Raw genomic sequence first — 23,616 nt, 5'->3', positions numbered from 1 at the left:
AGCCTTACACACCACACTGTGGACGGTGCGCCGGAGCGGGGGACGACATCCATGCGGTTCAGTGTTCTCGGTCCGTTGAGCCTGTACGCGGGCGACCGCCCCGTCATGCTGACCGGCACCAAGCCCCGCCTCCTGCTCGCCGTGCTGCTGCTGAGTCCGGGGCGCACGGTCGCCACCTCCCGGCTGGTCGACGGCCTCTGGCCGGAGTCGCCGCCCGCGTCGGCGGTACGCAACCTGCGCACGTACGTGCACCGGTTGCGGCAGACGCTGGACCGCGGCGGTGACTCGGCCGGCCGGCTGGTCCACGACGGCACCGGCTACCACCTGCGGGTCGACGAGGACGAGCTGGACCTGCTGCGGTTCCGTCGGCTCGCCGACGAGGCCCGCCGGGCCGCCCGGAGCGACCGGCCGCAGGCCGCCGCCGACCTGTTCGACCGGGCGGTCGACCTGTGGGGCGGGCACCCGCTGGAGGACCTGACGGATCTGGGCACCGACCTGGGCGCGACCGTCACGGCACTGCGGGAGCAGCACCGGGAGATGACGACGGAGCTGATCGACCTGCGCCTGCGGCTGGGGCAGCCGGCGCGGGTCATCCCGTCGCTGCGCCGGATGGTGGCCGAGGAGCCGCTCGACGAACGCCGGCAGGCGCAGCTGGTGACCGCGCTGACGCGGGAGGGGCGGGTGGCCGAGGCGCTGGCCGCGTACCAGCAGGCCCGGCGCGGCATCATCGACGAGCTGGGCGTCGACCCCGGCCCCACGCTCCAGGGCGCCCTCCAGACCGCGCTGGACGCGGACTCCGCCGAGGTCCGCCCACCGTCCGGCCGGCCCACGGCCCTCGGCGGCGGGCCCGTGTCGCCGCCCGGCCCGCCGACCAGCCCGCAGGCCCTGCCGATGAAGCCGCCGTCCCTGGTCGGCCGGGACACCACTGCGGGCCAGCTGCGCGCCATCGCCGAGGGGATCGCCGACCCGGCCGGCGCCGACGAGCACGCCGGTGTCGTGCTCGTCTCCGGCGCGCCGGGCGTCGGCAAGTCGTCGTTCTCGGTGAGCAGCGGGTACGACCTGGCCGACCTCTTTCCCGACGGTCAGCTCTTCGTCAGCTTCGACAGCGGCGACGAGCCGCCGCGCGGCAGCGGGGAGCTGATCCGGGAGCTGCTGGTCGAGCTGGGCGTACCGCTGACCGACGTGTCCGAGGACATCCGGGAGCGCTCCGCCGTGCTGCGGTGCGCGCTCGCCGGCCGGCGGCTGCTGCTCATCATCGACGACGTCGACTGCGCGCAGCAGGTGCGCCCGCTGTTGCCCGGGGCGGGCCGCAGCCTGGTCCTGATCAACAGCCGGCAGCGCCTGCTGGACCTGGACGTGGGCTGGCGGTTGACGCTCGGCGCGCTCGACCGGGCCGACGCGGTGGAGCTGCTGGCCACGATCGCGGGCGAGCGCCGGGTACGTGAGCAGCCGGAGGTGTTCGGCCGGATCGCCGCGGCCTGCGACCAGTTGCCACTGGCGCTGCGGATCGTCGGCAGCCGGCTCGTCACCCAGCCCGACGTGGCCCTGCCCGGCTTCGCCGCGCACCTGGAGGACGAGGAGAACCGGCTGTCGGAGCTGGCGGTCGGGGACATCTCGGTGCGCGGCAGCCTGTCGGTCAGCTACCAGGCGCTGGACGTCGACGCCCGCTTGGCGCTGCACGCGCTGGCCCGCGCCGACTCGTTCATCACCCCGGCCAGCGCGGTGGAGATCCTGCGCCTGCCCCGGCAGCAGGCCAACCGGATGGTGGAGCACCTGATCCAGCACAACCTGCTGGTGCCGGTCGACTCCTGCGCCCCGGCCGAGCGCTTCCATCTGCCGGAGTTGCTGCGGCTCTTCGCCCGCGAGTGCGTGGAGACGCACGGCCGGCCGCTTCCGGCCTGAACACCGATCGCGGTGTGCGGGTCGGTGAGACCCGCACACCGCGATCCGGGTGTCGTTACTTGAGGAAGCGGTCCAGCGCGGCCTCGATGGTGCCGCTGTCCGGGGACGCGTACGACTTCATCGTCACCTTGTTGTAGGAGATGAAGCTCGGGCACCGGGCGGCGGGCGCGGTCACCGTGCCGCCGTCGCCGACCTTCTCGCCGGTCTTGGCGGCGTGGAAGGTCAGGGTGTACCGCGAGGAGATGTAGTCGACGGTGACGACCTTGTCCTCGCTGTTCTTGTACTGGCACTTCTTCGGCGTGCCCTCGCTGCCCTCGACCATCTTGAGGCAGCCGATGACGGACACCGTGGCGAAGTCGGCCGACTTCGCGTAGTACGGCTTGGCCGAGCTGACCGTCTTCTGCGACCAGAACGACGGCCGGTCCGGGGAGTTGGAGAAGACGTACGCCTTCGAGCCCGCCGGCGCGGTGTACGGGGCGGCGTTGAGGATCGCTCCCCCGTCGCAGACCGCCGACATCTCGCTGGCGTACCGCGCGGTGATCGAGTTGTTGTTGGAGGGCCCGTCCGGCCCGGTCGACTCCGGGCCGTCCGCGCTGGGGGTCGCGGACGGGCTGGTGTCCGGCCCGGGGGTGGCGCTGCCCGACGCCACCGGCTTCGGGTCCTCCTCGTCGCCGTTGAAGGCGACGTAGGCGAGCCCGCCGCCGCAGCACAGCAGCGTCAGCGTGACCGCGCCCGCGGCGAGGCCGACGATGAGCCCCTTGCTCTTGCCTCCGCTCGGGGGCGGCGGGGTGGGCGCGTACGGCGCCGGCCCGGGGTAGCCCGGCTGCCCGGGGAACGGCGCCGCGGGCTGCGCGCCGTACGGCGCACCCGACCCGGGCTGGGCGCCGTACGGCGCACCCGACGCGGGCTGGGCGCCGTAGGGGGTGCCCGACGCCGGCTGCGAACCGTAGGGCGCACCCGACGCCGGCTGCGAACCGTAGGGCGCGCCCGAGGCCGGCTGCGCGCCGTACGGGGCGTTCGGGTCGGGCTGGTTGCCCCACGCTCCGGCGTTCGGGTCCGGATAGCCTCCGTAGGGAGGGTGATTGTCACTCATCTGAGGTTCTTCCACCTGTCGTCCGTGGTTCCGGCGATCAACCACCCCGCAGCGTAATGACGCCTGCAAATTCACGATCGCCGACATTCGATACGTTCTTCACCAGCCGTGCCGAGGTCACTCCGGTGCGTACGTGCTCGGATCCGGCATCCGGCCGCCCATCAGGCGTGACGGGCCGGGGACCGTTGGGACGCAACGGATTGACCGATCGGCGACCGACCTGTACCCGACATCGGCGACGCCGAAAAGTGTGATGTACGCGACACCTCCGGCCGCTCGGCCGGACGGCGGCGGACCACATCCTGGACCGTCATTTAGTGAGGTTTATCGATATTGACGCACGTCACAGGCGCGGACAGAATCCCAGCACCACCACCAGGACCCCTCCGGGAGGGCCCCATGAACCGTCCCCGCCTGCCGCTCCTGCGGACCGCCGGCCGGATGACCGCGCTCGTCGCGGCCGCCGCCGGCATGCTGCTCACCGCCGCCGCACCCGCCGTCGCCGCCGCGCCCGCCGGTCGCTACGTCGCGCTCGGCGACTCCTACACCTCCGCACCGCTCGTGCCCACCCAGGTCGACCTGAACTGCCTGCGCTCCAACCGCAACTACCCGTCCCTGGTGGCGGCGTCCGCCGGCTCCTCGTCGTTCGCCGACGTGAGCTGCTCCGGAGCCACCACCGAGGACATCCTGTACGGCGGCGACGGGGCGCTGGGCATCGCGCTGCCGCCGCAGGTCAACGCCGTCACGCCGGCCACCGCGCTGGTGACCGTCCAGATCGGCGGCAACGACATCGGCTTCTCCGGCATCATCAGCGACTGCGCCGAGGCGAGCGTGAGCAGCCCGCTCGGCTCGCCCTGCAAGAACCGGTTCACCGCGGGCGGCACCGACCAGTTGCGGGCCCGGATCGCCGCCGCCGCGCCGAAGGTGGCAGCCGTGCTGCGGGCGGTCCGCCAGGCCGCGCCGAACGCGCGCGTGGTGGTGCTCGGATACCCGGCGATCCTGCCCGACAGCGGCTACGGCTGCTGGCCGGTGGTGCCGATCGCCTACCAGGACGTGCCGTACCTGCGCGGCGTCCAGAAGGCGCTCAACACGATGCTGGCCGACACGGCGGCGGCAGGCGGCGCGAGCTACGCCGACGTCTACACCCCGTCGATCGGCCGGGACTCGTGCAAGAGCAGCGGCACCCGCTGGGTGGAGGGGCTGGTGCCGCAGAACGCCGCCGCGCCGTTCCACCCCAACGCCCGGGGAGAGCAGGGCATGGCCACCGCCCTGCTGGCGCACCTGAGCTGACCCGGCCCGGGTGAGCCGGTCCCGCTCGGGCGGGACCGGCTCACCGGCGTGCGGCCTCACACCCGGGTGATGCGGACCGCGTCGGCGACCACGTACCCGGTGCCGGCGCTCCAGCGACTCACCCCGACCTTGTCGCCGGTCCCGGCGGCGAGCGTGAACACGCCGAGCGAGACCCAGCGCCCGCCGCCGGTGCGCTGGTCGACCGCCACCGACCGGTTGCCGGTCGTGGTGGCCACCAGGTACGGGGTGCGGTCGTTGTAGCCGGGGTCGGCCGGGTACCACACCGACACCTCGTAGGAGCCGGTCGCGGGCAGGCTCGCCCGGAACCAGGCCACGTCGCTGGACGCCACCGGCGCGGCGAAGCGGTAGTCGGCGCCGTAGCGCTGCCCGGAGTACGCGGAGGTGCCCCAGGCGGCGCCCGCGCTGAACCCGCCCGACGTGGCGTTGTCGACTGTGACGCTCCACGTCGCGGGCGGGGTGCCGGCCCGTACGTCCAGGTAGTTGCGGTCGATCTTCATGGTCACGCCGCCCCACGTCTCGGTGACGTCCCCTGCGTACTGGTGCAGGCGCTGCTGGTCGGCGTAGCGGTCGTCGGCGCAGTACGTGCCCCCGTCGGTGTCCGCGACGCCGTTCCACCAGGCGATCCAGATCTGGTCCAGGCGCAGGTACCGGGTGTCGTGGTAGGCGGCGCAGACGTCGGTGATGCCGGACGAGCCGCTGGAGTACATGCCGGCGAGGTAGCCGCGCGTGTGCAGGCGCTCGACCCAGCCGGAGAGGAAGGAGAGCACCGCGGCCCGGCAGCTCGCGTTCGACGGGTACTGCTCGATGTCGTTGTAGAGCGTGCTGCCGGCGCCGATGCCGAGCGCCACCGCCGCGGCGGCCGCGCTGTCCGCCGCGGTCCTCCCCTGCCCGCGGGCGGTGGCCGGGTCGGCGGACATCTTCGGCGTACGGGTGCCGCACGGCGCCTGGTAGCCCAGCTCGATGGGGATCAGCCGCCAGCCCTTGCGGGTCTGGTCGGCGACCCAGGTCGCGGTCAGGTTGGGTTGGGCGCACGTCCGGCTGCCGCCGCTGATGTAGACGCCGACCGCGCGGTACGGCGACGCGGTCAGCCAGGCGTCCATCGCGGCCTGCGACGGCGCGGTGCAGGTGTCGAAGCCCTTGCCGGTGAAGGTGCCGGGCTGCGGGCCGACCGCGGCGACGGTGGCCGCTGTCTCGGCGGCGGGCTGCGGCTCGGCGACAGCCGGTGTCCCGGCGCGGGCCGGGACGGCCGAAGCCTGCGCCGGTACGGCCGCGGCCGCGAGCACGGCGAGAAGTGTCAGGGCCGTGGCGATCGCTCTCATCGGCGCCCCTCCTGTGAAGGATTCCTCGCTCGACGGCGAGACTTGGGCAGGATTTCTACCACGCATCGACGGATGACGACAGGTGGTGATGGCGAAAGTTTTCACGACGGAAACGACCATTGAAGGGTATCGACAGAACGGCAGATGCCGGTATAGCGTGCCCGCACTCACATCCGTCGATCGGTGAAGCGCCGTCACCCGAGGAGCGCCATGCCCACGTCACGATCCCCCCGTCTGCGACGCCGAGGTCTGCTCGGCGTACCCGCCCTGGTGGCCGCCGCCCTCGCGGTGGCCGTCCGTCCCGGTACGGCGCACGCCGCGCCGAAGGCCGAGTGCCTCGCCGACCTGCTCGGGGAGCAGTGATGGCCACCATTCCCTGGCTGGTGGACGTGCTGCGCGGCGCCGGCGTACAGGTCGTGGTCGAGGGCGACTGGCTCAACCGGATGCGCTCCGGCTCGTTCGACCCGCTCGGCGTGCTCTGGCACCACACCGCCGCCACGTCCAGCGCCACCAACCCGCACCCGGCGCTGAACATCTGCATCAACGGCCGGTCCGACCTGCCCGGCCCGCTCTGCCAGGCGCTCGTGGACTACCACGGCGTGTTCCACGTGATCTCCGCCGGCCGGTGCAACCACGCCGGCACCAGCGGCGGCAGCGGCCCGATCCCGGCCGGGGACGGCAACACCCTGATGATCGGGTGGGAGATCGACTACAACGGTGTCGACCAGCGGATGACCACCGCCCAGTACAACGCGAGCATCGCGGCCACCGCCGCCGTGCTCAAGCGGCTCGGCCGGGACTCCAGCTACGCCCGCGGCCACCGGGAGACCAGCACCACCGGCAAGATCGACCCGTCCTTCATCGACCTGAACACGATGCGCGCCGACGTGGCCGCCAAGATGGCCGGCGGTGGCACCGGCTGGACGTCGATCGTGGACAACGCCACGGCGGGCCGGTTCACCGCGAGCGCGAGCTGGGGCACCTCGACGTACTCCGGGCAGCGCTACGGCGCCGACTACCGCTACGCGGACCCGGTCGCCGCGAGCGACGCGGCCTGGTACAAGTTCAACGTCCCCCGCACCGGCAACTACCGGGTCGAGGCGTGGTGGCCGGCGAACGCGGGCTACAACGCGGCCACGCCGTACATCGTCGCCACCACCACCGGCAACCGGACGGTAGTGGTCGACCAGCGGGCGACCGGCGGGCAGTGGCGCTCACTCGGCACGTTCACGCTGCCGGCCGGGGACGCCAACCGCGTCGCGGTCAGCCGATGGAGCTCCGCCGCCGGCCTGGTCATCGCCGACGCGGTCCGGCTGACCGAGGTCTGACCCGGGCGTACCGACGCGGCCGGGTGGGCGCCCCACCCGGCCGCGTCCGCCGTCGGTCAGCGCAGCGACCGGAAGGCGGCCCGCATCTCCTGGGCGAACAGCTCCGGCTGCTCCCAGGCGGCGAAGTGCCCGCCCCGGTCGAGCGTGTTGTAGTGGATCAGGTTCGGATACGCCCGCTCGGCCCAGCTGCGCGGCGCGAGCAGGATCTCGCGGATGCCGGCGGCGGTACGCGTCGGCGTCATGGTCTTGACGGCCACGGGTTGTCCTCCTCGGGTCGGGTCAGGGACCGAACGTGAAGACGTACGCGCGGAGACCGGGCCGCTCGGCGCGCAGGGTGAGCCGGTGCTCCCCCGGCGTCGCGCCGTCCACCAGCCGGATCATCGCGGCCCGGTCGACGACGGCCGTGCCGTCCGGGTCCACGTCGGCGCCACGCGCGTCACCGGCCGGTTTCCCGTCCAGCAGCACCCGAACCGCTGCCGGTCCCTCCGGTCCCGGGTCGGCCACCAGGTTCACCTCACCGGCGGTGAACGGCAGGACCAGTTCCGCCCCGGCGCCGCCCGTCTCGACGTACTCGCCCTCGGCCCGCCAGTCGCCGGTCAGCGCGTACGTGCCGGGCACACCCCGGTCGGCGCCGAGGTAGGTCTCCGGGGTGATCCCGGCGTACGTGGGCTGCGGGCTGGTCACGAACGCGGTCACCTCCGCGGTGACCGGCGGCAGCGCGGGCGTGGGCGTGGCGGCCTCGACCAGCCGCCGGATCAGCGCCTCGGTCCGGTCGTAGCCGCCCTCGCCGATCCAGCGGTCGGCCAGCCGCCCGTCGGCGTCGAAGAGGTACCTGGCCGGCCAGGCGTCGTTGCGCAGGGCCCGCCAGAACGTGTAGTCGTCGTCGATCGCGATCGGGTAGGTGAGCCCGTGGTCGCGGATCGCCCGGTCGATGTTCTCCGGAAGCCGGCCGAACGCGAACTCCGGCGCGTGCGCGCCGATCACCGTGAGCCCCAGGTCGCGGTAGTCGCGGTGCCAGGCCCGCACGTACGGGGCGGTGCGGATCCAGTTCACGCAGGTGTACTCCCAGACGTCCACCAGGACCACGCGTCCGCGCAGCTCCTGCGGCGTCAGCGGCGCGGAGTTCACCCACCGGTGGACATCGATCGGCGGCAGCCGGGTCGCCACCGCGGCCCCCGTCATCCGGCCGCGCCGCGCGGTGATGGTGTGCCGGTCATGCGGGCTCCCTTCCGAGTACGTCCGGCGGCGGTTACCCGGAGGGCGCGGCTTCGAACGGGCCGCCCGCCCGGCCCGCGGGCGTTTGCCCCCGGCCCGGCCGGGTAGGACGCTGCGCCACCCGAGGGCGGGCCGTGCAGGCGGCGTGGGCGGCCGGGACGTCGCGGAGGGTCGATGACGGCTGGACCAGGGCGGGCACAGGCGCCGTCGGGCGAGGTGGTGGAGCTGCGGGTGCACGGGGTCTCCGCGGGCGGGGCCGCCGAGGTGCTGGACCGGCCGCTGGTCCGGCAGGTCGCGGGTGACCGCAGCGCCGGCTTCTACCGTCCCCGTCACGGACACGCCGACGAGCACGGGGCGGGCGGGGTGACGCTGGAGGCGTACCAGTGGAACGACCTGCCGTCCGGCACCGCGCTGCGTACCCTCTCGCTGCTGTTCCTGATGCCCTTCATGCTGCTCAACGTGGCCGTGTGGATGCGGCCGGGGGACGCCGTCGGCGGCGCGGTCGTGCGGGCGCTGTGCCGGGTGCTGGGGTTGAGCCTGACCGCGCTGTACGTGCTCGCCGGCGCCGGGGTGGCGCTGGACCTGGTGGCCTGGCAGTGCCTGTCCGTCCCGGCCTGCATCGCCGACCGGGAGTGGCTGTCCTGGATGGGCGGGCGGCCGGTGGGGCTGCGGCTCGTGGTGCTGGCGCTGGTCCCGGCCGCCGCGGTGAGCCTGGTCTGGTGGGGCGCCCGGCGGCCGGGTCGCTCGTTCACCGCGTTCCGGGCGCCGGAGCGGGCGTCCGCCGGGCCGCCGCTGAGCACGATCGGCCAGTGGGACACCGAGCCGCTGATGGGCCGGCTGCGTTCGATCCACATCGCGGCGGCCTTCGCCACCCTCGACGGCTGTCTGCTGGCCGCCCGGGCCGCGCAGGGTGTCCCGCCCACTGTGGCGGCGTTGCTGGCGGTCACCGGCGCGGTGCTGCTCGCCTGCGTGGTACTGGTCTGCGTTCCGCCGCTCGTCGACCGGGCGCCCACCGACCCGCGACGTGACCGGGTCGCCCGTGCGCTGCGCGCCACAGCGGTCGGGCTCACCGTCGTGGTGGCCGGGTACCTGCTGTTCGCCCCGGCCCGCTGGCGTACCGGCGGGGGCCTGCCCGGCTACGGCTCGATCCTGACCTGGCTGCTGATGACGCACGCGGTCCTGCTGGGCGCCCTGGGGGCCGTGCTGCTCTGGCACCGCCTGCGGGTACGCGGCCACCGGCCGCCGAACGGGCTCGGCGCGCTCGTGGTCGCGGCGGCGGCGGGCGGGCTCGCGGTCGCGTACTCCGCCGAGCTGGTCCAGCGCACCGCCGACCTGCTGGACCGGGGCGTGTCCCCGGCGGACGACATACCGGGTCCGGCCCGCGCGTACACCTGGGCGATCTACGGCTTCTTCCGGGCGTTGCTGGTCACGCTGGCGGCCGCCGCAGTGGTGGCGCTGGTGTCCCGGCGCGGCCGGACGCGGGCCGCCCAGGCGATCGTCGAGCGGGACTTCCCGGCGCCGCCGACCGAGGCGGCGCCCCGGCTGCGGCAGGTCCGGACGATGATCGTCCGGGCTCGGTTCACCGACCTGATGGTGCCGTTGGCGGTGCTGTTCGCCGTCATGGCCGGGGCGGGCGCGGCGACCACCGCGATGGCGCTGGTCCGTCCCGAGCCGGGCGAGACGCTGGAACGCCGCACGCACGTCCCGGCCGAGCTGGTCATGTTCGGCATCGAGGTGGGCGGGGTGGCGATCTCGGCGGCGGTGCTGGCCCTGGTCGTCGCCGGGGTCTTCGCCTACCGCAGCCCCGGGTTCCGGCACCACGTCGGCGTGCTCTTCGACCTGGCCACGTTCTGGCCCCGGGCAGCGCACCCGTTCGCCCCGCCCTGCTACGCCGAGCGGGCCGTGCCGGAGCTGGCCCGGCGGATCACGTACCTGGTGCACAGCGGCAGCGGGGTGCTGCTCTCCGGCTACAGCCACGGATCGGTGCTCGTCGCCGCGACAGTCCTGCAACTGCCGGCGGAGATCAGCGCACGGGTCGCCCTGCTCACCTACAGCTCGCCGCTGCGCCGGCTCTACGCCCGGTTGTTCCCCGCCTACGTGGGCGACGAGATGCTGCGCGGGATCGGCGGCCGGGTGGGGTGGCGGTGGCGCAACCTGTGGCGGGACACCGACGCGCTGGGCGGATGGATCTTCTCCCCGCACCGCGCGGACGAGCCGGCCCGCGTCAGCGGCCCGGAGGCGGCGGTGGATCGCCGTCTCCGGGATCCGGAGAGCCTGGTGGCGCCGGCCTGGGACAGCGTCCCGCCGCCGATCCAGGGTCACCTCCCGTCCGAGGACGACCCGGCGTACGCCGAGACGGTGCGGGACCTGGCCGGGCGGCTGCGCGCCACCGGACCGTGACGCGGACGGGTGTCACGCCGGAGGGTGGTCCGCCTCGAACCGGTCCCGGGTGAGGAACGCCAGCCTCGCCCGCTTGTCCGGCATGTCGATCTCGTCGCCGAGCGTGAAGCCCTCGATGCGCAGGCGGCGCAGCATCGCGTCGTTGCGCACGTCCGGCTCGACCACCACGCGGCGCGCGGCCGGGTCGCGCAGCAGGAACCGGATCAGGGCCGGGAAGACCGCGCCGGTCAGCGAACCCGGGTACGGCCGGGGCGCGTCGAGCAGCAGGTGCGTCCCCACGTCGCCGGGCTGCACGGGGTAGCGCTCGCCGACCGGGTCCGCCTCCGGCTGGTAGGTCTGGAACAGCCCGATCGGCTCGCCGTCGAGCCGGATCAGGTACGCGTGGTGGGTGTCGAGCCCGTCGACGAACGCGTAGATCTCGCGTACCTCGTCGACGGTGTGCGAGCCCATGCCCCAGAACCGGTTGCGGGGCCGGATCACCCAGCCGTGCAGCAGGTCCGCGTGCCGGTCGGGGCGTACCGGCTCCAGCGCCAGCTCGCCGAGGCCGGGGATCCGTTCCAGGTGGATCACGTCGTCTCGTCTCCCGTCAGTGGGCCGTCGGGCACCGGGATCAGCGTCCCGGCGGCCCAGTGGGTCAGTTGGTCGGCGAAGTGCGGATCGTCCGGGCGCCCGGACGCACCGAAGGGGACGATCCAGCGGCTGGCCGCCCGGTCGGTCAGGTCCCACACGTAGCGGGCCACCGGGCCGCGCCAGCAGGCGTCGGAGATCCCCGGCACGCTGGAGGTGGCCAGCACGCAGTCGGTGTCGCCGCCGAGTGCCACCCGCCGCCGCATCGCTGTCACCGCGTCGGTGATCGCCGGGGCGACGCCGAGGTGCACCGGGTGCAGCAGGTGCCGGCTGCCCCACTCACCGGGCGCCGGGCCGGCGGCCACCTCGGCCAGCGCCTCGGCGGCCGGTTCCGCGAGGTCGAACGCGGCGGCCAGGTGGTCCAGCGCGAGGCCGATCCGGGCGGCCGGGTCGGTCCAGGGGGCGAACAGCTCGTCGAACCCGCACGGCTCGTCGAGGCCACGCAACCTCGGGTGTACGCGCAACCGCCGGGCCAGCGCCGCCCGCCAGGCCGCGTACGCGCCGGCCCCGGCCGAGCCGGCCGCCATCGCCCGGTCCCATCCGCGCAGCCGCAGCAGCAGCGCGCGGGCGGGTTCGTCGAGCCGGTCCGGGTCGAGCCGGTCGAGCAGCCGGTACAGCGGTCCGGCCGGGAGCCGGTCGTCGGTGTGCACTGTGGACGGCTCGGCGCCGTCGGCGAGCAGCGCCCGGATCCGGCGGGCCCGGTGCGGCGGGGCGAAGTCGGCACCGTGCGCTGCGACGTCGTCGCGCCGGTCGTTGGCGCACACCGCCACGCCGTCCACCGGCTCGTCGACCAGCGGCAGGTAGTCGCCCCGCCACCGGTAGGCCGGCTCCCAGGCCGGCACGGGTTCCCGGCGGCAGCGTTCGTCGCGTACCGGGACCAGGCCCGCGACCAGGCGGCGGACGCCTCCCCCGGTGTCGGCGGCGAGCACGCTGTTGACCGGCTCGACCCAGTGGCGCAGCGCTTCGGCGACGTCGCCCGTACGCCGGGCACGCAGCAGCGGCAGCAACGCCTCGAAGCCGAGCCGGGCCTCGACCCGGCTCGGGGTGCGCAGGGCGATCGCCTCGCCGGTGACCCGGTCGTGGTCGATCACCGGCCCGCGGGGCGTCTCGATCACCTCGACCGTCTCCGGAGCGCCGCCGCGAACCTCGATCTCCTCGACGTGGCGCGCGGCGGGCGTCCAGCCGTCGGCGTCGCGCACCAGCACGCGGTCACCGTCGCGGCGCAGCCGTTCGCGGTAGAGGTCCTGGTAGTCGGCCATCGCGTTGGTGACGGCCCAGGCCACGTGGCCGGTGTGGCCGAAGTGCGGCACGCCCGGCACGCCGGGGAAGGCCAGACCGACCACGTCGAACTCCGGGCAGGCCAGCCGGACCTGCTGGTAGACGCCGGGGAGTTCGAGCAGCCGGTGCGGGTCACCGGCGATCAGCGGGCCGCGCCCGGTGGCCGGGTCGGCGGGCACCGCCCAGGCGTTGCTGCCGGACGAGGCCGGTCCCTCGACCGCGAACAGTCCGGCCGCCTCGGGGCCGAGCGTCCGGGCCACGTGCGCGTGCCAGAGCTTGTTCGGGAACGTGGAGAACAGCACGTGCTGGACGAGGAACACGCCGAGCGGCGACCAGGGGTGCCACGGTTCGGGCGCGGTGCCGGTGGCGGCGAACTCCGGCGCGGCGGCGGCGCCCTCGGCGAGTCCGGAGTTGACCCCGTCGACGTACGCCTCGACCCACCGCCGGGTGTCAGGGTCCAGCCGCTCGTAGCAGCGCCGGGCGGTGTCGTCCAGCCGTACGCGGCGGGCGAACCGGTCCCACGCCAGCTCGGCCGGGCCGACGTGGGCGGCCAGGCGACCCTCGGCGCGCCAACGTTCGGCACTGATCTGCCAGGCCCGATCGACAGCGGCGACACGCCCCTGCAGACGCGCCAGCGCGTCGACGTCGCCGGCCCACAACTGGGGCACGCCCCACTGATCGCGATCGACGTGTGTCATCGTCTCGCGCCGCCTCGGCGCGCCGGGCGACGGTTCCGTTCGACAGTCAACTTAGGATAACCTCCCCTAACCGAGGGCGACCTTACCGCGACGCGGGCGGGGCGCCAACCGGCGGTACATGCGGGACAAAGCACCCCGAGTCGTGCTTGCCAGTTAGGCCAGCCTAACCTAACCTGATCGCCGCGGCTGATCGCCGCGCGTCCTGTCCGTACGACCGCTGGGAAGTCGCATGAGTTCGATCGGGAGCCCGACCGGCGCCGCGCCCGCCGACACCGGCAGCGCCGCCGCCACGGCACGCGGCCACCTGTTCAACGCCGGCTCGCTCGGTCGGTACCGGGACGTGCTGGCGCGCGGCGTCGACCGGGTCGCCCGCCGGGTGGGCGAGGCGGACCGGCCGTTCACCGGCGTCACGCCCGACGAGCTGGCGCCGCTCATCGGTGCCATCGACCTGGACCGGCCGCTCGGCGACACCGACGCCGCCCTGGACGAGCTGCACGACGTGTGGCTGCGTGACGCGGTCTACTTCCACCACCCGCGCTACCTGGCCCACCTGAACTGCCCGGTGGTCATCCCGGCGCTGCTCGGCGAGGCGGTGCTCAGCGCCGTCAACTCCTCACTGGACACCTGGGACCAGAGCGCCGGTGCGACGCTGATGGAGCGGCGCCTGATCGAGTGGACCGCCGGGCGCATCGGGCTCGGCGCCACCGCCGACGGGGTCTTCACCAGCGGCGGCACCCAGTCGAACCTCCAGGCGATGCTGCTGGCGCGCGAGGAGGCGTACCGCACTGTGGTGGGCGGCGGCGCGACCGGCCGGCCGGACCGGCCGGAGGTGCTGTCCAGGCTACGCATCCTCACCTCCGCGGCCGGGCACTTCAGCGTGCAAAAGGCCGCCAAGCTGCTCGGCCTGGCCGCCGACGCGGTGCTCACCGTGCCCACCGACGCCACCCGCCGGATGCGCACCGACGAGCTGGCCCGCACGATCGACAGCTGCCACCGCGACGGTCAGGTGGTGATGGCCGTCGTCGCCACCGCCGGCACCACCGACTTCGGCACCGTCGACCCGCTGCCGGAGATCGCCGACATCTGCGCCGCCGCGGGGGTCTGGCTGCATGTCGACGCCGCGTACGGCTGCGGCCTGCTGGTCTCACCCACCCGCCGGCACCTGCTCGACGGCATCGAACGGGCCGCGTCGGTGACAGTGGACTACCACAAGTCGTTCTTCCAGCCGGTCAGCTCCAGCGCGCTGCTGGTCCGCGACGGCCGGGTGCTGCGTCACGCCACCTGGCACGCCGACTACCTCAACCCGGTCCGCGCGGTCGAGCAGGGGCTCCCGAACCAGGTCGACAAGAGCATCCAGACCACCCGCCGGTTCGACGCGTGCAAGCTCTGGCTGACCCTGCGGATCATGGGACCGGACGCGATCGGCACGCTGTTCGACCAGGTCGTCGACCTCGCGGCGCAGGCGTGGCGGCGGCTGGACGCCGACCCGCGCTTCGAGGTGGCCGCGCCGTCGCAGCTGAGCACAGTGGTCTTCCGGTACCGGCCGTCCGGTCTCGCCCCCGATCTGGTCGACGAGGCAAACCTGCACGCCCGCGACGCGCTCGCCGCCTCCGGCGCGGCCCTGGTCGCCGGCACCAAGGTCGACGGCGCCCACCACTTGAAGCTCACCCTGCTCAACCCCGAGACCACAGTGGACGACGTCGCCCACGTGCTGGACCTCATCGCCGACCACGCCGCCTGGTACGCCCGGACCGCGGCCGCCGCCGAGCTGTCCTGCCCGGTCTGACCCCCCGTCGAGGAGAACGAGAATCCCCATGTCGACCCACGACTTCATCGCCGTCGGGCTGGGCCCCTACAACCTCGGCCTGGCCTGCCTCACCGCGCCGATCGACGACCTCGACGGCCTGTTCCTGGAGGCCCGCGACAGCTTCGACTGGCATCCCGGCATGCTGCTCGAATCCACCCGGCTCCAGACGCCGTTCATCGCCGACCTGGTCACGCTCGCGGACCCGACCTCGCCGTACTCGTTCCTGAGCTACCTCAAGGAGACCGGACGGCTCTACCCGTTCTACATCCGGGAGAGCTTCTTCCCACTGCGCGCCGAGTACAACGACTACTGCCGCTGGGCCGCCGGGAAGCTGCCGAACCTGCGCTTCCGGCACAGCGTCACCGCTGTCGAGTACGACGAGAGCGACGACCGGTACGTGGTGCACGCGGACACGCCGGACGGGCCGGTCACCCACCGGGCCCGGCACCTCGTGCTCGGCACCGGCACGCCGCCGTACCTGCCGCCCGCCTGCGCCGGCCTGGGCGGCGACATGATCCACAACTCGCGCTACCTGGAGCACCGGGAGGCGCTGCGGGCCAAGGACAGCATCACGGTCGTCGGCAGCGGCCAGAGCGCCGCGGAGATCTACCACGACCTGCTCTGCGACATCGACACGTACGGCTACCAGCTCACCTGGGTGACCCGCTCGCCCCGGTTCTTCCCGCTGGAGTACACCAAGCTCACGTTGGAGATGACCTCGCCGGACTACGTGGACTACTTCCACGCGCTGCCCGAGCCGACCCGCTACGCGCTGGAGGCCGCGCAGAAGCCGCTGTTCAAGGGCATCAACGCCGACCTGATCAACGACATCTACGACCTGCTGTACGCCAAGAGCCTGCACGGACCGGCGCCGACGCGCCTGCTGACCAACACCGAGCTGGTCGAGGCGGCGTACACCGACGGCCGCTACCGGCTCGGGCTGCGCCACACCGAGCAGGACCGCGCGTTCACCCTCGACACGGAAGGACTGGTGCTGGCCACCGGCTACCACTACCGGGTGCCGGAGTTCCTCGCGCCGGTACGCGACCGGCTCCGCTTCGACGCGCACGGCCGCTTCGACGTGGCCCGCAACTACAGCATCGACCACACCGGCCGGGGCGTGTTCCTCCAGAACGGCGGCACCCACACGCACAGCATCACCTCGCCCGACCTGGGCATGGGTCCGTACCGCAACTCGTGGCTGATCCGGGAGATGACCGGCCGGGAGCACTACCCGGTGGAGAAGACCATCGCCTTCCAGGAGTTCGGCGCGCCGGCCGGAGTGCCGGCATGAGCGCCCGCATGACCGCGTTCACCCGCGTCGACGACGCGCTGGGCGAGTTCACGCTGCGCCCGCTGGACCCGGACGCCGACGCCGCGCTGCTGCACCGCTGGGTCACCCATCCCAAGTCCGCGTTCTGGCTCATGCAGGACGCCGACGTGGACGCGGTCGCCGCCGAGTACCGGCGCATCGCCGACCATCCGCACCACGACGCGTACCTGGGTTCGTGGCGCGGCGCTCCGGCGTTCCTGGCCGAGCGGTACGACCCGGCCCGGGTGGAGCTGGTCGGCCTGTACGACCCGGAGCCCGGCGACGTGGGCATGCACTTCCTCTGCGCACCCGCCGACACGCCGGTGCACGGCTTCACCCGTGCCGTCATCACCACGGTGATGGCCTGGCTGTTCGCCGACCCGGCGACGCGCCGGGTGGTGGTGGAGCCGGACGTGCGCAACACCGCCGTGCACGCGCTCAACGCGGCAGTCGGCTTCACAGTCGTCGGCCCGATCCGCAAGCCCGAGAAGGAGGCGCTGCTCAGCGTCTGCACCCGGGACCAGTTCCGGGTCGCCACCGGCGTGCCCACAGGCGAGGAAGGGGCACCGGCGTGAACGCCAGCGCATCCGTGGACCACCTGACCCCCGAGGCGTGGGCGACGGCCAACCGGCTGCTGGTGCGCAAGGCGCTCGCCGAGTTCGCCCACGAGCGCCTGATCACCCCCGAGCCCGACGGCCCGGGACGGTGGCTGGTCCGCAGCGACGACGGCAGCGTCGAGTACCGGTTCGCCGCGCAGCGGCTGGCGCTGGACCACTGGGAGGTCGACGCGGGCAGCATCGTGCGCCGCCGCGACGGCGCGGAGCTGCCGCCCGACGCCGTGGACCTGTGCGTGGAGCTGCGCAGCGCGCTCGGCCTCACCGACGCGATCCTGCCGGTCTACCTGGAGGAGATCACCTCCACGCTGGCCGGGACCGCGTACAAGCTCGCGAAGCCCACACTGAGCGCCGCCGAGCTGGCCGCCGCCGGGTTCCAGGCGATCGAGACCGGCATGACCGAGGGGCATCCCTGCTTCGTGGCCAACAACGGCCGCATCGGCTTCGGAGTGCACGAATACCACGCGTACGCCCCGGAGGCCGCCGCGCCGGTACGGCTGCTCTGGCTCGCCGCGCACCGCGACCACACCACGTTCACCTGCGCCGACGACCTGGACTACGACACGCTGGTCCGGGCCGAGCTGGGCGAGCAGACGATTGCCGGGTTCACCGCCACGCTCACCGGGCTGGGCCTGGACCCGGCCGACTACCTGTTCGTCCCGGTGCACCCGTGGCAGTGGTGGAACAAGCTCGCCGTCACGTTCGCCGGTGAGGTGGCCGCGCGCCGGCTGGTCTGCCTCGGCGAGGGGCCGGACGAGTACCTGGCGCAGCAGTCCATCCGTACCTTCTTCAACGTCACCGACCCCGCCAAGCACTACGTGAAGACCGCGCTGTCGGTGCTGAACATGGGCTTCATGCGCGGGTTGTCCGCCGCGTACATGGAGGCGACGCCCGCGATCAACGACTGGCTGGCCGGGCTGATCGAGGGCGACCCGGTGCTCAAGCGCACCGGACTGTCGATCATCCGGGAGCGGGCCGCCATCGGTTACCGGCACCGGCAGTACGAGGCGGCGACCGACAGGTACTCCCCGTACCGGAAGATGCTGGCGGCGCTCTGGCGGGAGAGCCCGGTACCAGGGCTGGAACCCGGGCGGCGGCTGGCCACCATGGCCTCTCTGCTGCACCTGGACCGGGACGGGCGGTCGCTCGCGGCCGCGCTGATCGACGAGTCGGGGCTGGCGCCGGCCGACTGGCTGCGCCGCTACCTGGACGCCTACCTGGTGCCGCTGCTGCACAGCCTGTACGCCCACGACCTGGCGTTCATGCCGCACGGCGAGAACGTCATCCTGGTGCTGCACGACGGCGTGGTCGAGCGGGTCGTCTTCAAGGACATCGCCGAGGAGATCGTGGTGATGAACCCGGAGGCGGACCTGCCGGAGCGGGTGCGGCGGATCCGGGCCGCGATCCCCGAGGACGAGAAGATCCTGTCCATCTTCACCGACGTGTTCGACTGCTTCCTGCGGCACCTGAGCGCCGCCCTGCACACCCGGGGCGTCCTCGACCAGGACGAGTTCTGGCGCACCGTCGCCGCATGCGCCGCCGACTACGCCGCCACGGTGCCGCACCTGGCCGACCGGATGCGCCGGCACGACCTGTTCGCGCCGGAGTTCACGCTGTCCTGCCTCAACCGGCTCCAGCTGCGCAACAACCAGCAGATGGTGGACCTGTCCGACCCGTCCGCCGCGTTGCAGTTCGCCGGCACGCTGGTCAACCCGCTCGCCCCGTACGCACCGCGCGACTGATGGCATGACGGAAGCGGGCCGGCGCATCGCGCCGGCCCGCTTCCGTCGGTGGTGGGGACGATCAGTTCTCCGCGCGACCGGCCCGCCAGTAGCCCATGAACGCCACCGCGCGCCGGTCCATGCCCCGCTCGGTGACCAGGTGCCGGCGCAGGCCGCGGATCACCGCCGCCTCCCCGGCCAGCCAGGCGTAGAGCGCCGCGCCGTCGGGCCGCTCCGGCACCTCCCAGAGGATGTCCCGGTCCACGTCCACCTCGGTCAGCGGCGCGGCGGCCACCGCGACCGGTACCGGCACCAGCCGCCCGGCCAGACCTGTCACGGCCGGGGTGAGCCGGCTGCCGTGCGGGGCGCCGTCGCGGGGCAGCCAGGTCACGGTGACGCCGGCCGGCGCCCGGCAGGGCAGCTCGTCGCCGGTCTCCGGCACCTCCACCAGCGCGTGCCCGCGCGCCTCGGCGGGCAACCGCTCCAGGATCGCGCAGATCGCCGGCGCGGCGGTCTCGTCGCCGGCCAGCAGCAGCGTCGCGCCGGCCGGCGGCTGGAACTCGACCCCGCCGTGCGGGCCGTCCCACCCGGCGTCCGGGCCGACGACGGCGATCCGGTCGCCGAGACGCGCCCGCCGGGCCCACCGGGTGGCCGGGCCGCCGTCGCCGTGCAGCGCCATGTCCACGTCCACCTCGTACGCCTCCGGCCGGACGGCGCGGACCGTGTACGTGCGGATCGGGCTGCGCAGCGCGTCCGGCAGCTCACGCCACCGCGGGAACCAGTCCGGCCCGTCGGGCAGCTCCCCCGGCGCGCCGTCGACCGGCGGCAGGGCCAGCTTGATCCGCTGGTCGTACCCGTTGTCGGCGAACCGGTCCAGGTCCGGGCCGGTGAGCGTCACCCGCAGGAAGGACGGGCCGAGCCGGCGTAGCGCGCGGACCTCGACGGTGAAGACTCGCCAGGGCGCGACGGCCAGGGTGCTGGTCATGCGTCATTCCTCTCACGGCCGGTGGGGGCTGCGTCGGTGAACGGGCTAACGGGCGGCTGCCGCGGCGCGGGAACGCCACAGCAACCAGACGAAGTACGGGGTGCCGATCATGGCGGTGACCAGACCGGCGGGGACCTGGGCGGGAGCGATGACGCTGCGGCCGAGCGTGTCGGCGAGGCTGACCAGGGTGGCGCCGAGCAGCACCGCGACCGGCAGGACGCGGGTGTGCCGCCCGCCGACGAGCGCCCGGGCCGCGTGCGGCGCGACCAGGCCGACGAAGCCGATCACGCCGACCGCCGACACGGCGGTCGCGGTGAGCAGCGCCGCCAGGCCGAGCGCGACCAGCCGGGCACGTTCCAGCCGGACGCCGAGCACCCGGGGCGTGTCGTCGTCGAGCGCGAGCAGGTCCAGCTCGCGGCGCACGGCGGCGACCACCGGCAGCGCGATCAGCAGCGCGATCGCCACCGGCAGCACCTGCGGTGCGGTACGCCCGTAGGTGGAGCCGGACAGCCAGGTCAGCGCCTTGCCGGTGTTCCACGGGTCGGACGACACCACGATGAACGTGATGATCGCCGTACCGCCCTGCCAGACCGCGAACCCGATCAGCACCAGCCGGTCGGAGTTGAGCCCCCGCCGCCGGGCCAGGCCGTAGACCAGCGCGAACGCGACGACCGCGCCGAGACCGGCGGCGCCGGACAGGGCGAGCACGCCGGCCATCGGCGCGAACGTCAGCAGCGACACCGCGCCGATGCCGGCACCGCCGGTGATGCCGAGGATGCCCGGTTCGGCCAGCGGGTTCCGGCACACCGCCTGCACGGTGGTGCCGGCCAGGGCCAGCGCGGCGCCGGCCAGCAGCGCCGCGGCGACCCGCGGCCAGCGGGCGTCCAGCACGAATGTGTACGCCGGTCCGGTGCGGCCCTGCACCCAGTTGACGATGTCCCCGAGCAGCACCCACGTGTCACCGGCGAGCATGCCGAGCACCAGCGCGGCGGTGACGACGACCGCGCAGACCGCGACGACGGTGGCGACGAAGCCGCGGGAGCGGACTGCGGCGTGGCCGCCCGGCGCCTGCCGGGTCGGTCCGGCGTCGCGGTGGCGGCGGGCCAGCCAGACCAGCAGCACCGCGCCGAAGAGCGTGGTCACCACGCCGGTCGGCACGTCGACTCCGGCCTGCCCGCCGAGCACGGCGCGCAGCAGCACGTCGGAGCCGAGCACGATGACCACGCCGACGATGCCGGACAGCGGCATCAGGATGCGGTGCCGGTGCACCTCGGGCACCCACCGGCCGAGCAGCCGGACGATCACCGGCGCGCCGAGGCCGACGAAGCCGATCGGGCCGGCCAGGGTGACCGCCGCGGCGGAGAGCAGCACGGCCAGCAGCACGACAGTCAGCCGGGTACGGCGCACGTTGAGCCCGAGCACGGTGGCGGTGTCGTCGCCGAGGGCCAGCAGGTCCAGCCGGTGCCCGAGGGCCACGAGCACCAGCGCGGCGACCCCGATCACGGGGGCGAGCTGGGTGAACGCGACCAGGTCGCCCTGCACGAGCGAGCCGTTGCCCCAGGCGAACAGGCCGATGGTGGCCTGCTCGAACAGCAGCATGAGCAGCATGGTCAGCGAGGAGAGCGCCATCGCGGTGGCCGAGCCGGCGAGGATGAGCCGGGTGGTGGCGGCCTGACCGCCGGCCGAGAGCAGCATGACCAGGGAGGCGGCGGCGAGGCCGCCGCAGAACGCCAGCCCGCCCGCGGGCAGCGCGGGCAGCGCGATCCCGAACGCGGCGGTGGAGACGATCGCCAGGTGGGCGCCCGCGTTGACGGCGAGCGTGTCCGGCGAGGCGAGCGGGTTGCGGGTGGTCGACTGCAACGCCGCGCCGGCGAAGCCGAGCGCGACGCCGACGGCCAGGCCGGTGAGCAGCCGGGGCAGGCGGGAGGCGACGAGCACCCGGGCGGTCTCGTCGTCGCCGCCGGTGAGCAGCCGGAGCAGGTCCAGCGCCCCCACCGAGGAGGTGCCCTGGGTGAGGTGCACCGCGGTGATCGCGACGAGCAGCGCGGCGGCGAGGGCGAACGCGCCGGCCACCCGGCTGCGCCGGGCGGGCGGCGGCCCGACCGGGGCCGGCCGGGTGGCCGGCCCCGGCGGGGCGGGGGCGGTCATCGCGCTCAAGCCGTGTAGACCTTGACCAGCTCGTCGATGTACTGCTTGGCGGACAGCGTGCCGCCGAAGGTCCAGATGCCGTTGGGCATCTTGTGCAGCTTGTTCTGCTGGACGAACGGCAGGGAACGCCAGATCGCGTTGCCGGCGAGGCCGTCGGCGAACACGTCGGTGCCGTCCGAGGCGTTGTAGAAGAAGTGCACGTCCTGGCCCTTGAGGACGGTCATGCCCTCGACGTCGGTCTGGCCCAGGCCCCACATCTCGTCGGTCTTGCCGGTCCAGGCGTTCTTGAGGCCGAGCTGGATGCCGAGCTGGGAGACGAGCGCGCCCTGGCCGAACATCCGGATCGAGACGGTGCTGCCCTCCTTCCAGCCGTCGGCGATGGCGAACTGCTTACCGGCCGCCCCGGCGTCGGCGATCTTCTTCTTGCCGTCGGCGAGCGCGGCGTCGAAGTCGGCGAGCAGCTTGTCCGCCTGCGCGGTACGGCCGGTCGCGGTGGCGATCATCTTCAGGTCCGCGCGCATCCGGCCGATGTTGTCGGAGGCGTCGCTGCCCTTGGTGACCAGCACCGGGACGTACTTCTCCAGCTGGGTGACGACGGCGGAGCCGCGCTCGGCCTCCATCACCACGAGGTCCGGCTGGAGGGCGACGATGGAGTCGACGCTCGGCTCACCCCGGGTGCCGACGTCCTTGACGCTCGCGTCGAGCGGGGCGGCGGTCACCCAGGTGGCGTACCCCTTCGGGTCGGCCACGCCGACCGGCATCACGCCGAGGCCGACGAGCATCTCCACCTCGCCCCACTCCAGGCCGACGACCTTGGTGGCGGGGCTCTTGAGGGTGATGGTCTTGCCCCGGCTGTCGGTGACGGTGACCGGGCCGGTGGACGCGGCGTCGGAGGGGGACGGTGCGGCGGCGGGCTCCTCGGTGGTGCCGCAGCCGGCGATCAGCAGCGCGCTCGCCGCGGCGGCGACGAGCAGGGTCAGACGGGTACGCAGCATCGGTTTCTCTTCTGTGTGCAGGAGTCGGTCAGGCGGAGACGCGGGTCGTGTGCCGGCCGACGGGACGAGTGGAGAGCAGGTTGGTGACCGGGTCGACGCTCACCTCGACGCGGATGCCGTACGCCTCGGTGAGCGCCTCCTCGGTGAACACCTCGTGCGGCGTGCCGGCGCCGCGGACCCGGCCTTCGTGCAGGAGCACCACCTGGTCGGCGACGGCGGCGGCCTGGTTGAGGTCGTGCAGCACCACACCGACGGCGACGCCGGCGGTGTCGGCGAGTTCGCGCATCAGGTCGAGGATCTCCACCTGGTAGCGCAGGTCCAGGAACGTGGTCGGCTCGTCCAGCAGCAGGATCGCGGTGTCCTGGGCCAGGCACGTGGCCAGCCAGACCCGTTGCAGCTCGCCGCCGGACAGCTCGTCGACCGGCCGGCCGGCCATGCCGTCGACGCCCGTCACCCGCATGGCCCGGTCGATCGCGGCCGGTCCGTCGAGGTCGTTCGCGCGCCACCGCTGCCGGTACGGGTGCCGGCCGTACCCGACCACGTCCCGCACCGTCACCCCGCTGGGGGTGGGGCGGCTCTGCGCGAGCAGCGTGACCCGGCGGGCGAAGTCCCGGGCGGACAGCGCCCGGGCCGGCGTGCCGTCGGCCAGCACGATCTCGCCGTGTTCCAGCGGGTGCAGGCGGGCCAGCCCGCGCAGCAGCGTCGACTTGCCGCTGCCGTTCGGGCCGACCAACGCGGTCACCGCCGCGGGCCGCAGCGTGATGGCGGCGTCGTGCACCACCGTCGTGCCGTGGTAGCCCAGCCGCAGGTCGCTGCCGCTCAAGCCGTCGGCTCGCACCGTTCTGCTCGTCACGGAGGTTAGG

General features: G+C 73.8%; 19 protein-coding genes. 9 read left to right on the top strand and 10 right to left on the bottom strand.

Features of this window, described 5'->3' with window-relative positions; translation table 11 throughout:
- Positions 1 to 51 precede the first annotated feature (51 nt).
- Positions 52 to 1,902 (top strand): AfsR/SARP family transcriptional regulator, encoded by a 1,851-nt coding sequence (locus MICAU_RS13010; RefSeq protein WP_013285772.1) that lies wholly within the window; start codon positions 52 to 54, stop codon positions 1,900 to 1,902.
- Between the two features lie 55 nt (positions 1,903 to 1,957).
- Here the strand turns inward: MICAU_RS13010 and MICAU_RS13005 are convergent, their stop codons facing one another.
- Positions 1,958 to 2,995, bottom strand: coding sequence for a hypothetical protein (locus tag MICAU_RS13005; protein ID WP_013285771.1), 1,038 nt, complete (start codon positions 2,993 to 2,995; stop codon positions 1,958 to 1,960).
- A gap of 399 nt (positions 2,996 to 3,394) precedes the next feature.
- On the opposite strand from MICAU_RS13005, the gene MICAU_RS13000 reads away from it, so the two are divergent.
- On the top strand, positions 3,395 to 4,285 hold the full coding sequence (locus MICAU_RS13000) for an SGNH/GDSL hydrolase family protein (RefSeq protein WP_013285770.1): 891 nt from the start codon (positions 3,395 to 3,397) through the stop codon (positions 4,283 to 4,285).
- Between the two features lie 56 nt (positions 4,286 to 4,341).
- Here MICAU_RS13000 and MICAU_RS12995 read toward each other — a convergent pair whose 3' ends face one another.
- Complete coding sequence (locus MICAU_RS12995) at positions 4,342 to 5,625, bottom strand: glycoside hydrolase domain-containing protein (protein WP_013285769.1); 1,284 nt, start codon at positions 5,623 to 5,625, stop codon at positions 4,342 to 4,344.
- A gap of 210 nt (positions 5,626 to 5,835) precedes the next feature.
- Between MICAU_RS12995 and MICAU_RS32685 the strand changes: the two genes are divergently transcribed.
- Positions 5,836 to 5,988: a hypothetical protein gene (locus MICAU_RS32685; RefSeq protein ID WP_013285768.1), complete on the top strand. Its 153-nt coding sequence runs from the start codon at positions 5,836 to 5,838 to the stop codon at positions 5,986 to 5,988.
- Positions 5,988 to 6,953 carry a golvesin C-terminal-like domain-containing protein gene (locus tag MICAU_RS12990; RefSeq protein ID WP_013285767.1) on the top strand — a complete coding sequence of 322 codons (966 nt, stop codon included), beginning with the start codon at positions 5,988 to 5,990 and terminating at the stop codon, positions 6,951 to 6,953. Before MICAU_RS32685 ends, MICAU_RS12990 begins: the two co-directional genes overlap by 1 nt.
- A gap of 56 nt (positions 6,954 to 7,009) precedes the next feature.
- Here the strand turns inward: MICAU_RS12990 and MICAU_RS12985 are convergent, their stop codons facing one another.
- Positions 7,010 to 7,210 (bottom strand): alpha/beta fold hydrolase family protein, encoded by a 201-nt coding sequence (locus MICAU_RS12985; protein ID WP_041799001.1) that lies wholly within the window; start codon positions 7,208 to 7,210, stop codon positions 7,010 to 7,012.
- Between the two features lie 22 nt (positions 7,211 to 7,232).
- Positions 7,233 to 8,135 carry a thioredoxin family protein gene (locus MICAU_RS12980; protein WP_013285766.1) on the bottom strand — a complete coding sequence of 301 codons (903 nt, stop codon included), beginning with the start codon at positions 8,133 to 8,135 and terminating at the stop codon, positions 7,233 to 7,235.
- 207 nt (positions 8,136 to 8,342) lie between these two features.
- On the opposite strand from MICAU_RS12980, the gene MICAU_RS12975 reads away from it, so the two are divergent.
- On the top strand, positions 8,343 to 10,568 hold the full coding sequence (locus MICAU_RS12975; RefSeq protein ID WP_013285765.1) for a hypothetical protein: 2,226 nt from the start codon (positions 8,343 to 8,345) through the stop codon (positions 10,566 to 10,568).
- A gap of 12 nt (positions 10,569 to 10,580) precedes the next feature.
- Here the strand turns inward: MICAU_RS12975 and MICAU_RS12970 are convergent, their stop codons facing one another.
- A complete protein-coding gene (locus MICAU_RS12970) occupies positions 10,581 to 11,138 on the bottom strand; it encodes a GNAT family N-acetyltransferase (protein WP_013285764.1) in 558 nt (185 codons plus the stop codon).
- Entirely contained in the window at positions 11,135 to 13,171 is a 2,037-nt protein-coding gene (locus tag MICAU_RS12965; protein ID WP_013285763.1) for a penicillin acylase family protein, read from the bottom strand. The genes MICAU_RS12970 and MICAU_RS12965 overlap by 4 nt, the downstream gene beginning before the upstream one ends.
- Positions 13,172 to 13,400: 229 nt before the next feature.
- Between MICAU_RS12965 and MICAU_RS12960 the strand changes: the two genes are divergently transcribed.
- The 4 genes from MICAU_RS12960 to MICAU_RS12945 are packed head-to-tail and all read left to right on the top strand — an operon-like array spanning position 13,401 to position 18,646.
- The gene (locus MICAU_RS12960) at positions 13,401 to 14,957 is read left to right on the top strand and encodes a pyridoxal phosphate-dependent decarboxylase family protein (RefSeq protein WP_013285762.1); all 1,557 of its coding nucleotides are present in this window, start codon (positions 13,401 to 13,403) and stop codon (positions 14,955 to 14,957) included.
- A gap of 28 nt (positions 14,958 to 14,985) precedes the next feature.
- Positions 14,986 to 16,272: a lysine N(6)-hydroxylase/L-ornithine N(5)-oxygenase family protein gene (locus MICAU_RS12955; protein ID WP_013285761.1), complete on the top strand. Its 1,287-nt coding sequence runs from the start codon at positions 14,986 to 14,988 to the stop codon at positions 16,270 to 16,272.
- Positions 16,273 to 16,280: 8 nt separating this feature from the next.
- Positions 16,281 to 16,865, top strand: a complete 585-nt coding sequence (locus tag MICAU_RS12950) for a GNAT family N-acetyltransferase (RefSeq protein ID WP_041798998.1) — start codon at positions 16,281 to 16,283, stop codon at positions 16,863 to 16,865.
- A complete protein-coding gene (locus MICAU_RS12945) occupies positions 16,862 to 18,646 on the top strand; it encodes an IucA/IucC family protein (RefSeq protein ID WP_013285759.1) in 1,785 nt (594 codons plus the stop codon). The genes MICAU_RS12950 and MICAU_RS12945 overlap by 4 nt, the downstream gene beginning before the upstream one ends.
- Positions 18,647 to 18,707: 61 nt before the next feature.
- Here MICAU_RS12945 and MICAU_RS12940 read toward each other — a convergent pair whose 3' ends face one another.
- Genes MICAU_RS12940 through MICAU_RS12925 form a run of 4 tightly spaced genes read right to left on the bottom strand, consistent with a single transcriptional unit; the run spans position 18,708 to position 23,591 of the window.
- Entirely contained in the window at positions 18,708 to 19,610 is a 903-nt protein-coding gene (locus MICAU_RS12940) for a siderophore-interacting protein (RefSeq protein ID WP_013285758.1), read from the bottom strand.
- A 45-nt stretch (positions 19,611 to 19,655) separates the two neighbouring features.
- Positions 19,656 to 21,758, bottom strand: coding sequence for an iron ABC transporter permease (locus tag MICAU_RS12935; protein ID WP_013285757.1), 2,103 nt, complete (start codon positions 21,756 to 21,758; stop codon positions 19,656 to 19,658).
- 5 nt (positions 21,759 to 21,763) lie between these two features.
- Positions 21,764 to 22,753, bottom strand: coding sequence for an ABC transporter substrate-binding protein (locus MICAU_RS12930; protein WP_013285756.1), 990 nt, complete (start codon positions 22,751 to 22,753; stop codon positions 21,764 to 21,766).
- Positions 22,754 to 22,781: 28 nt separating this feature from the next.
- Positions 22,782 to 23,591 (bottom strand): ABC transporter ATP-binding protein, encoded by an 810-nt coding sequence (locus tag MICAU_RS12925; RefSeq protein ID WP_013285755.1) that lies wholly within the window; start codon positions 23,589 to 23,591, stop codon positions 22,782 to 22,784.
- Positions 23,592 to 23,616 lie beyond the last annotated feature (25 nt).

The sequence above is a fragment of the Micromonospora aurantiaca ATCC 27029 genome (genome assembly GCF_000145235.1).
Taxonomy (GTDB): Bacteria; Actinomycetota; Actinomycetes; order Mycobacteriales; family Micromonosporaceae; genus Micromonospora; species Micromonospora aurantiaca.
The sequence above is the reverse complement of the archived record's forward strand: the minus strand, read 5'-3'. Positions and strand labels throughout refer to the sequence as shown.

What these genes read in the sequence shown, in the direction of transcription:
- MICAU_RS13000 (WP_013285770.1), top strand. Translation starts at nt 3,395, where the DNA reads ATGAACCGTCCCCGCCTGCCGCTCCTGCGGACCGCCGGCCGGATGACC.
- MICAU_RS12995 (WP_013285769.1), bottom strand. Translation starts at nt 5,625, where the DNA reads ATGAGAGCGATCGCCACGGCCCTGACACTTCTCGCCGTGCTCGCGGCC.
- MICAU_RS12930 (WP_013285756.1), bottom strand. Translation starts at nt 22,753, where the DNA reads ATGCTGCGTACCCGTCTGACCCTGCTCGTCGCCGCCGCGGCGAGCGCG.
- MICAU_RS12950 (WP_041798998.1), top strand. Translation starts at nt 16,281, where the DNA reads ATGACCGCGTTCACCCGCGTCGACGACGCGCTGGGCGAGTTCACGCTG.
- MICAU_RS12940 (WP_013285758.1), bottom strand. Translation starts at nt 19,610, where the DNA reads ATGACCAGCACCCTGGCCGTCGCGCCCTGGCGAGTCTTCACCGTCGAG.
- MICAU_RS12965 (WP_013285763.1), bottom strand. Translation starts at nt 13,171, where the DNA reads ATGACACACGTCGATCGCGATCAGTGGGGCGTGCCCCAGTTGTGGGCC.
- MICAU_RS12980 (WP_013285766.1), bottom strand. Translation starts at nt 8,135, where the DNA reads ATGACGGGGGCCGCGGTGGCGACCCGGCTGCCGCCGATCGATGTCCAC.
- MICAU_RS12975 (WP_013285765.1), top strand. Translation starts at nt 8,343, where the DNA reads ATGACGGCTGGACCAGGGCGGGCACAGGCGCCGTCGGGCGAGGTGGTG.
- MICAU_RS12990 (WP_013285767.1), top strand. Translation starts at nt 5,988, where the DNA reads ATGGCCACCATTCCCTGGCTGGTGGACGTGCTGCGCGGCGCCGGCGTA.
- MICAU_RS12955 (WP_013285761.1), top strand. Translation starts at nt 14,986, where the DNA reads ATGTCGACCCACGACTTCATCGCCGTCGGGCTGGGCCCCTACAACCTC.
- MICAU_RS12960 (WP_013285762.1), top strand. Translation starts at nt 13,401, where the DNA reads ATGAGTTCGATCGGGAGCCCGACCGGCGCCGCGCCCGCCGACACCGGC.
- MICAU_RS12935 (WP_013285757.1), bottom strand. Translation starts at nt 21,758, where the DNA reads ATGACCGCCCCCGCCCCGCCGGGGCCGGCCACCCGGCCGGCCCCGGTC.
- MICAU_RS32685 (WP_013285768.1), top strand. Translation starts at nt 5,836, where the DNA reads ATGCCCACGTCACGATCCCCCCGTCTGCGACGCCGAGGTCTGCTCGGC.
- MICAU_RS13010 (WP_013285772.1), top strand. Translation starts at nt 52, where the DNA reads ATGCGGTTCAGTGTTCTCGGTCCGTTGAGCCTGTACGCGGGCGACCGC.
- MICAU_RS13005 (WP_013285771.1), bottom strand. Translation starts at nt 2,995, where the DNA reads ATGAGTGACAATCACCCTCCCTACGGAGGCTATCCGGACCCGAACGCC.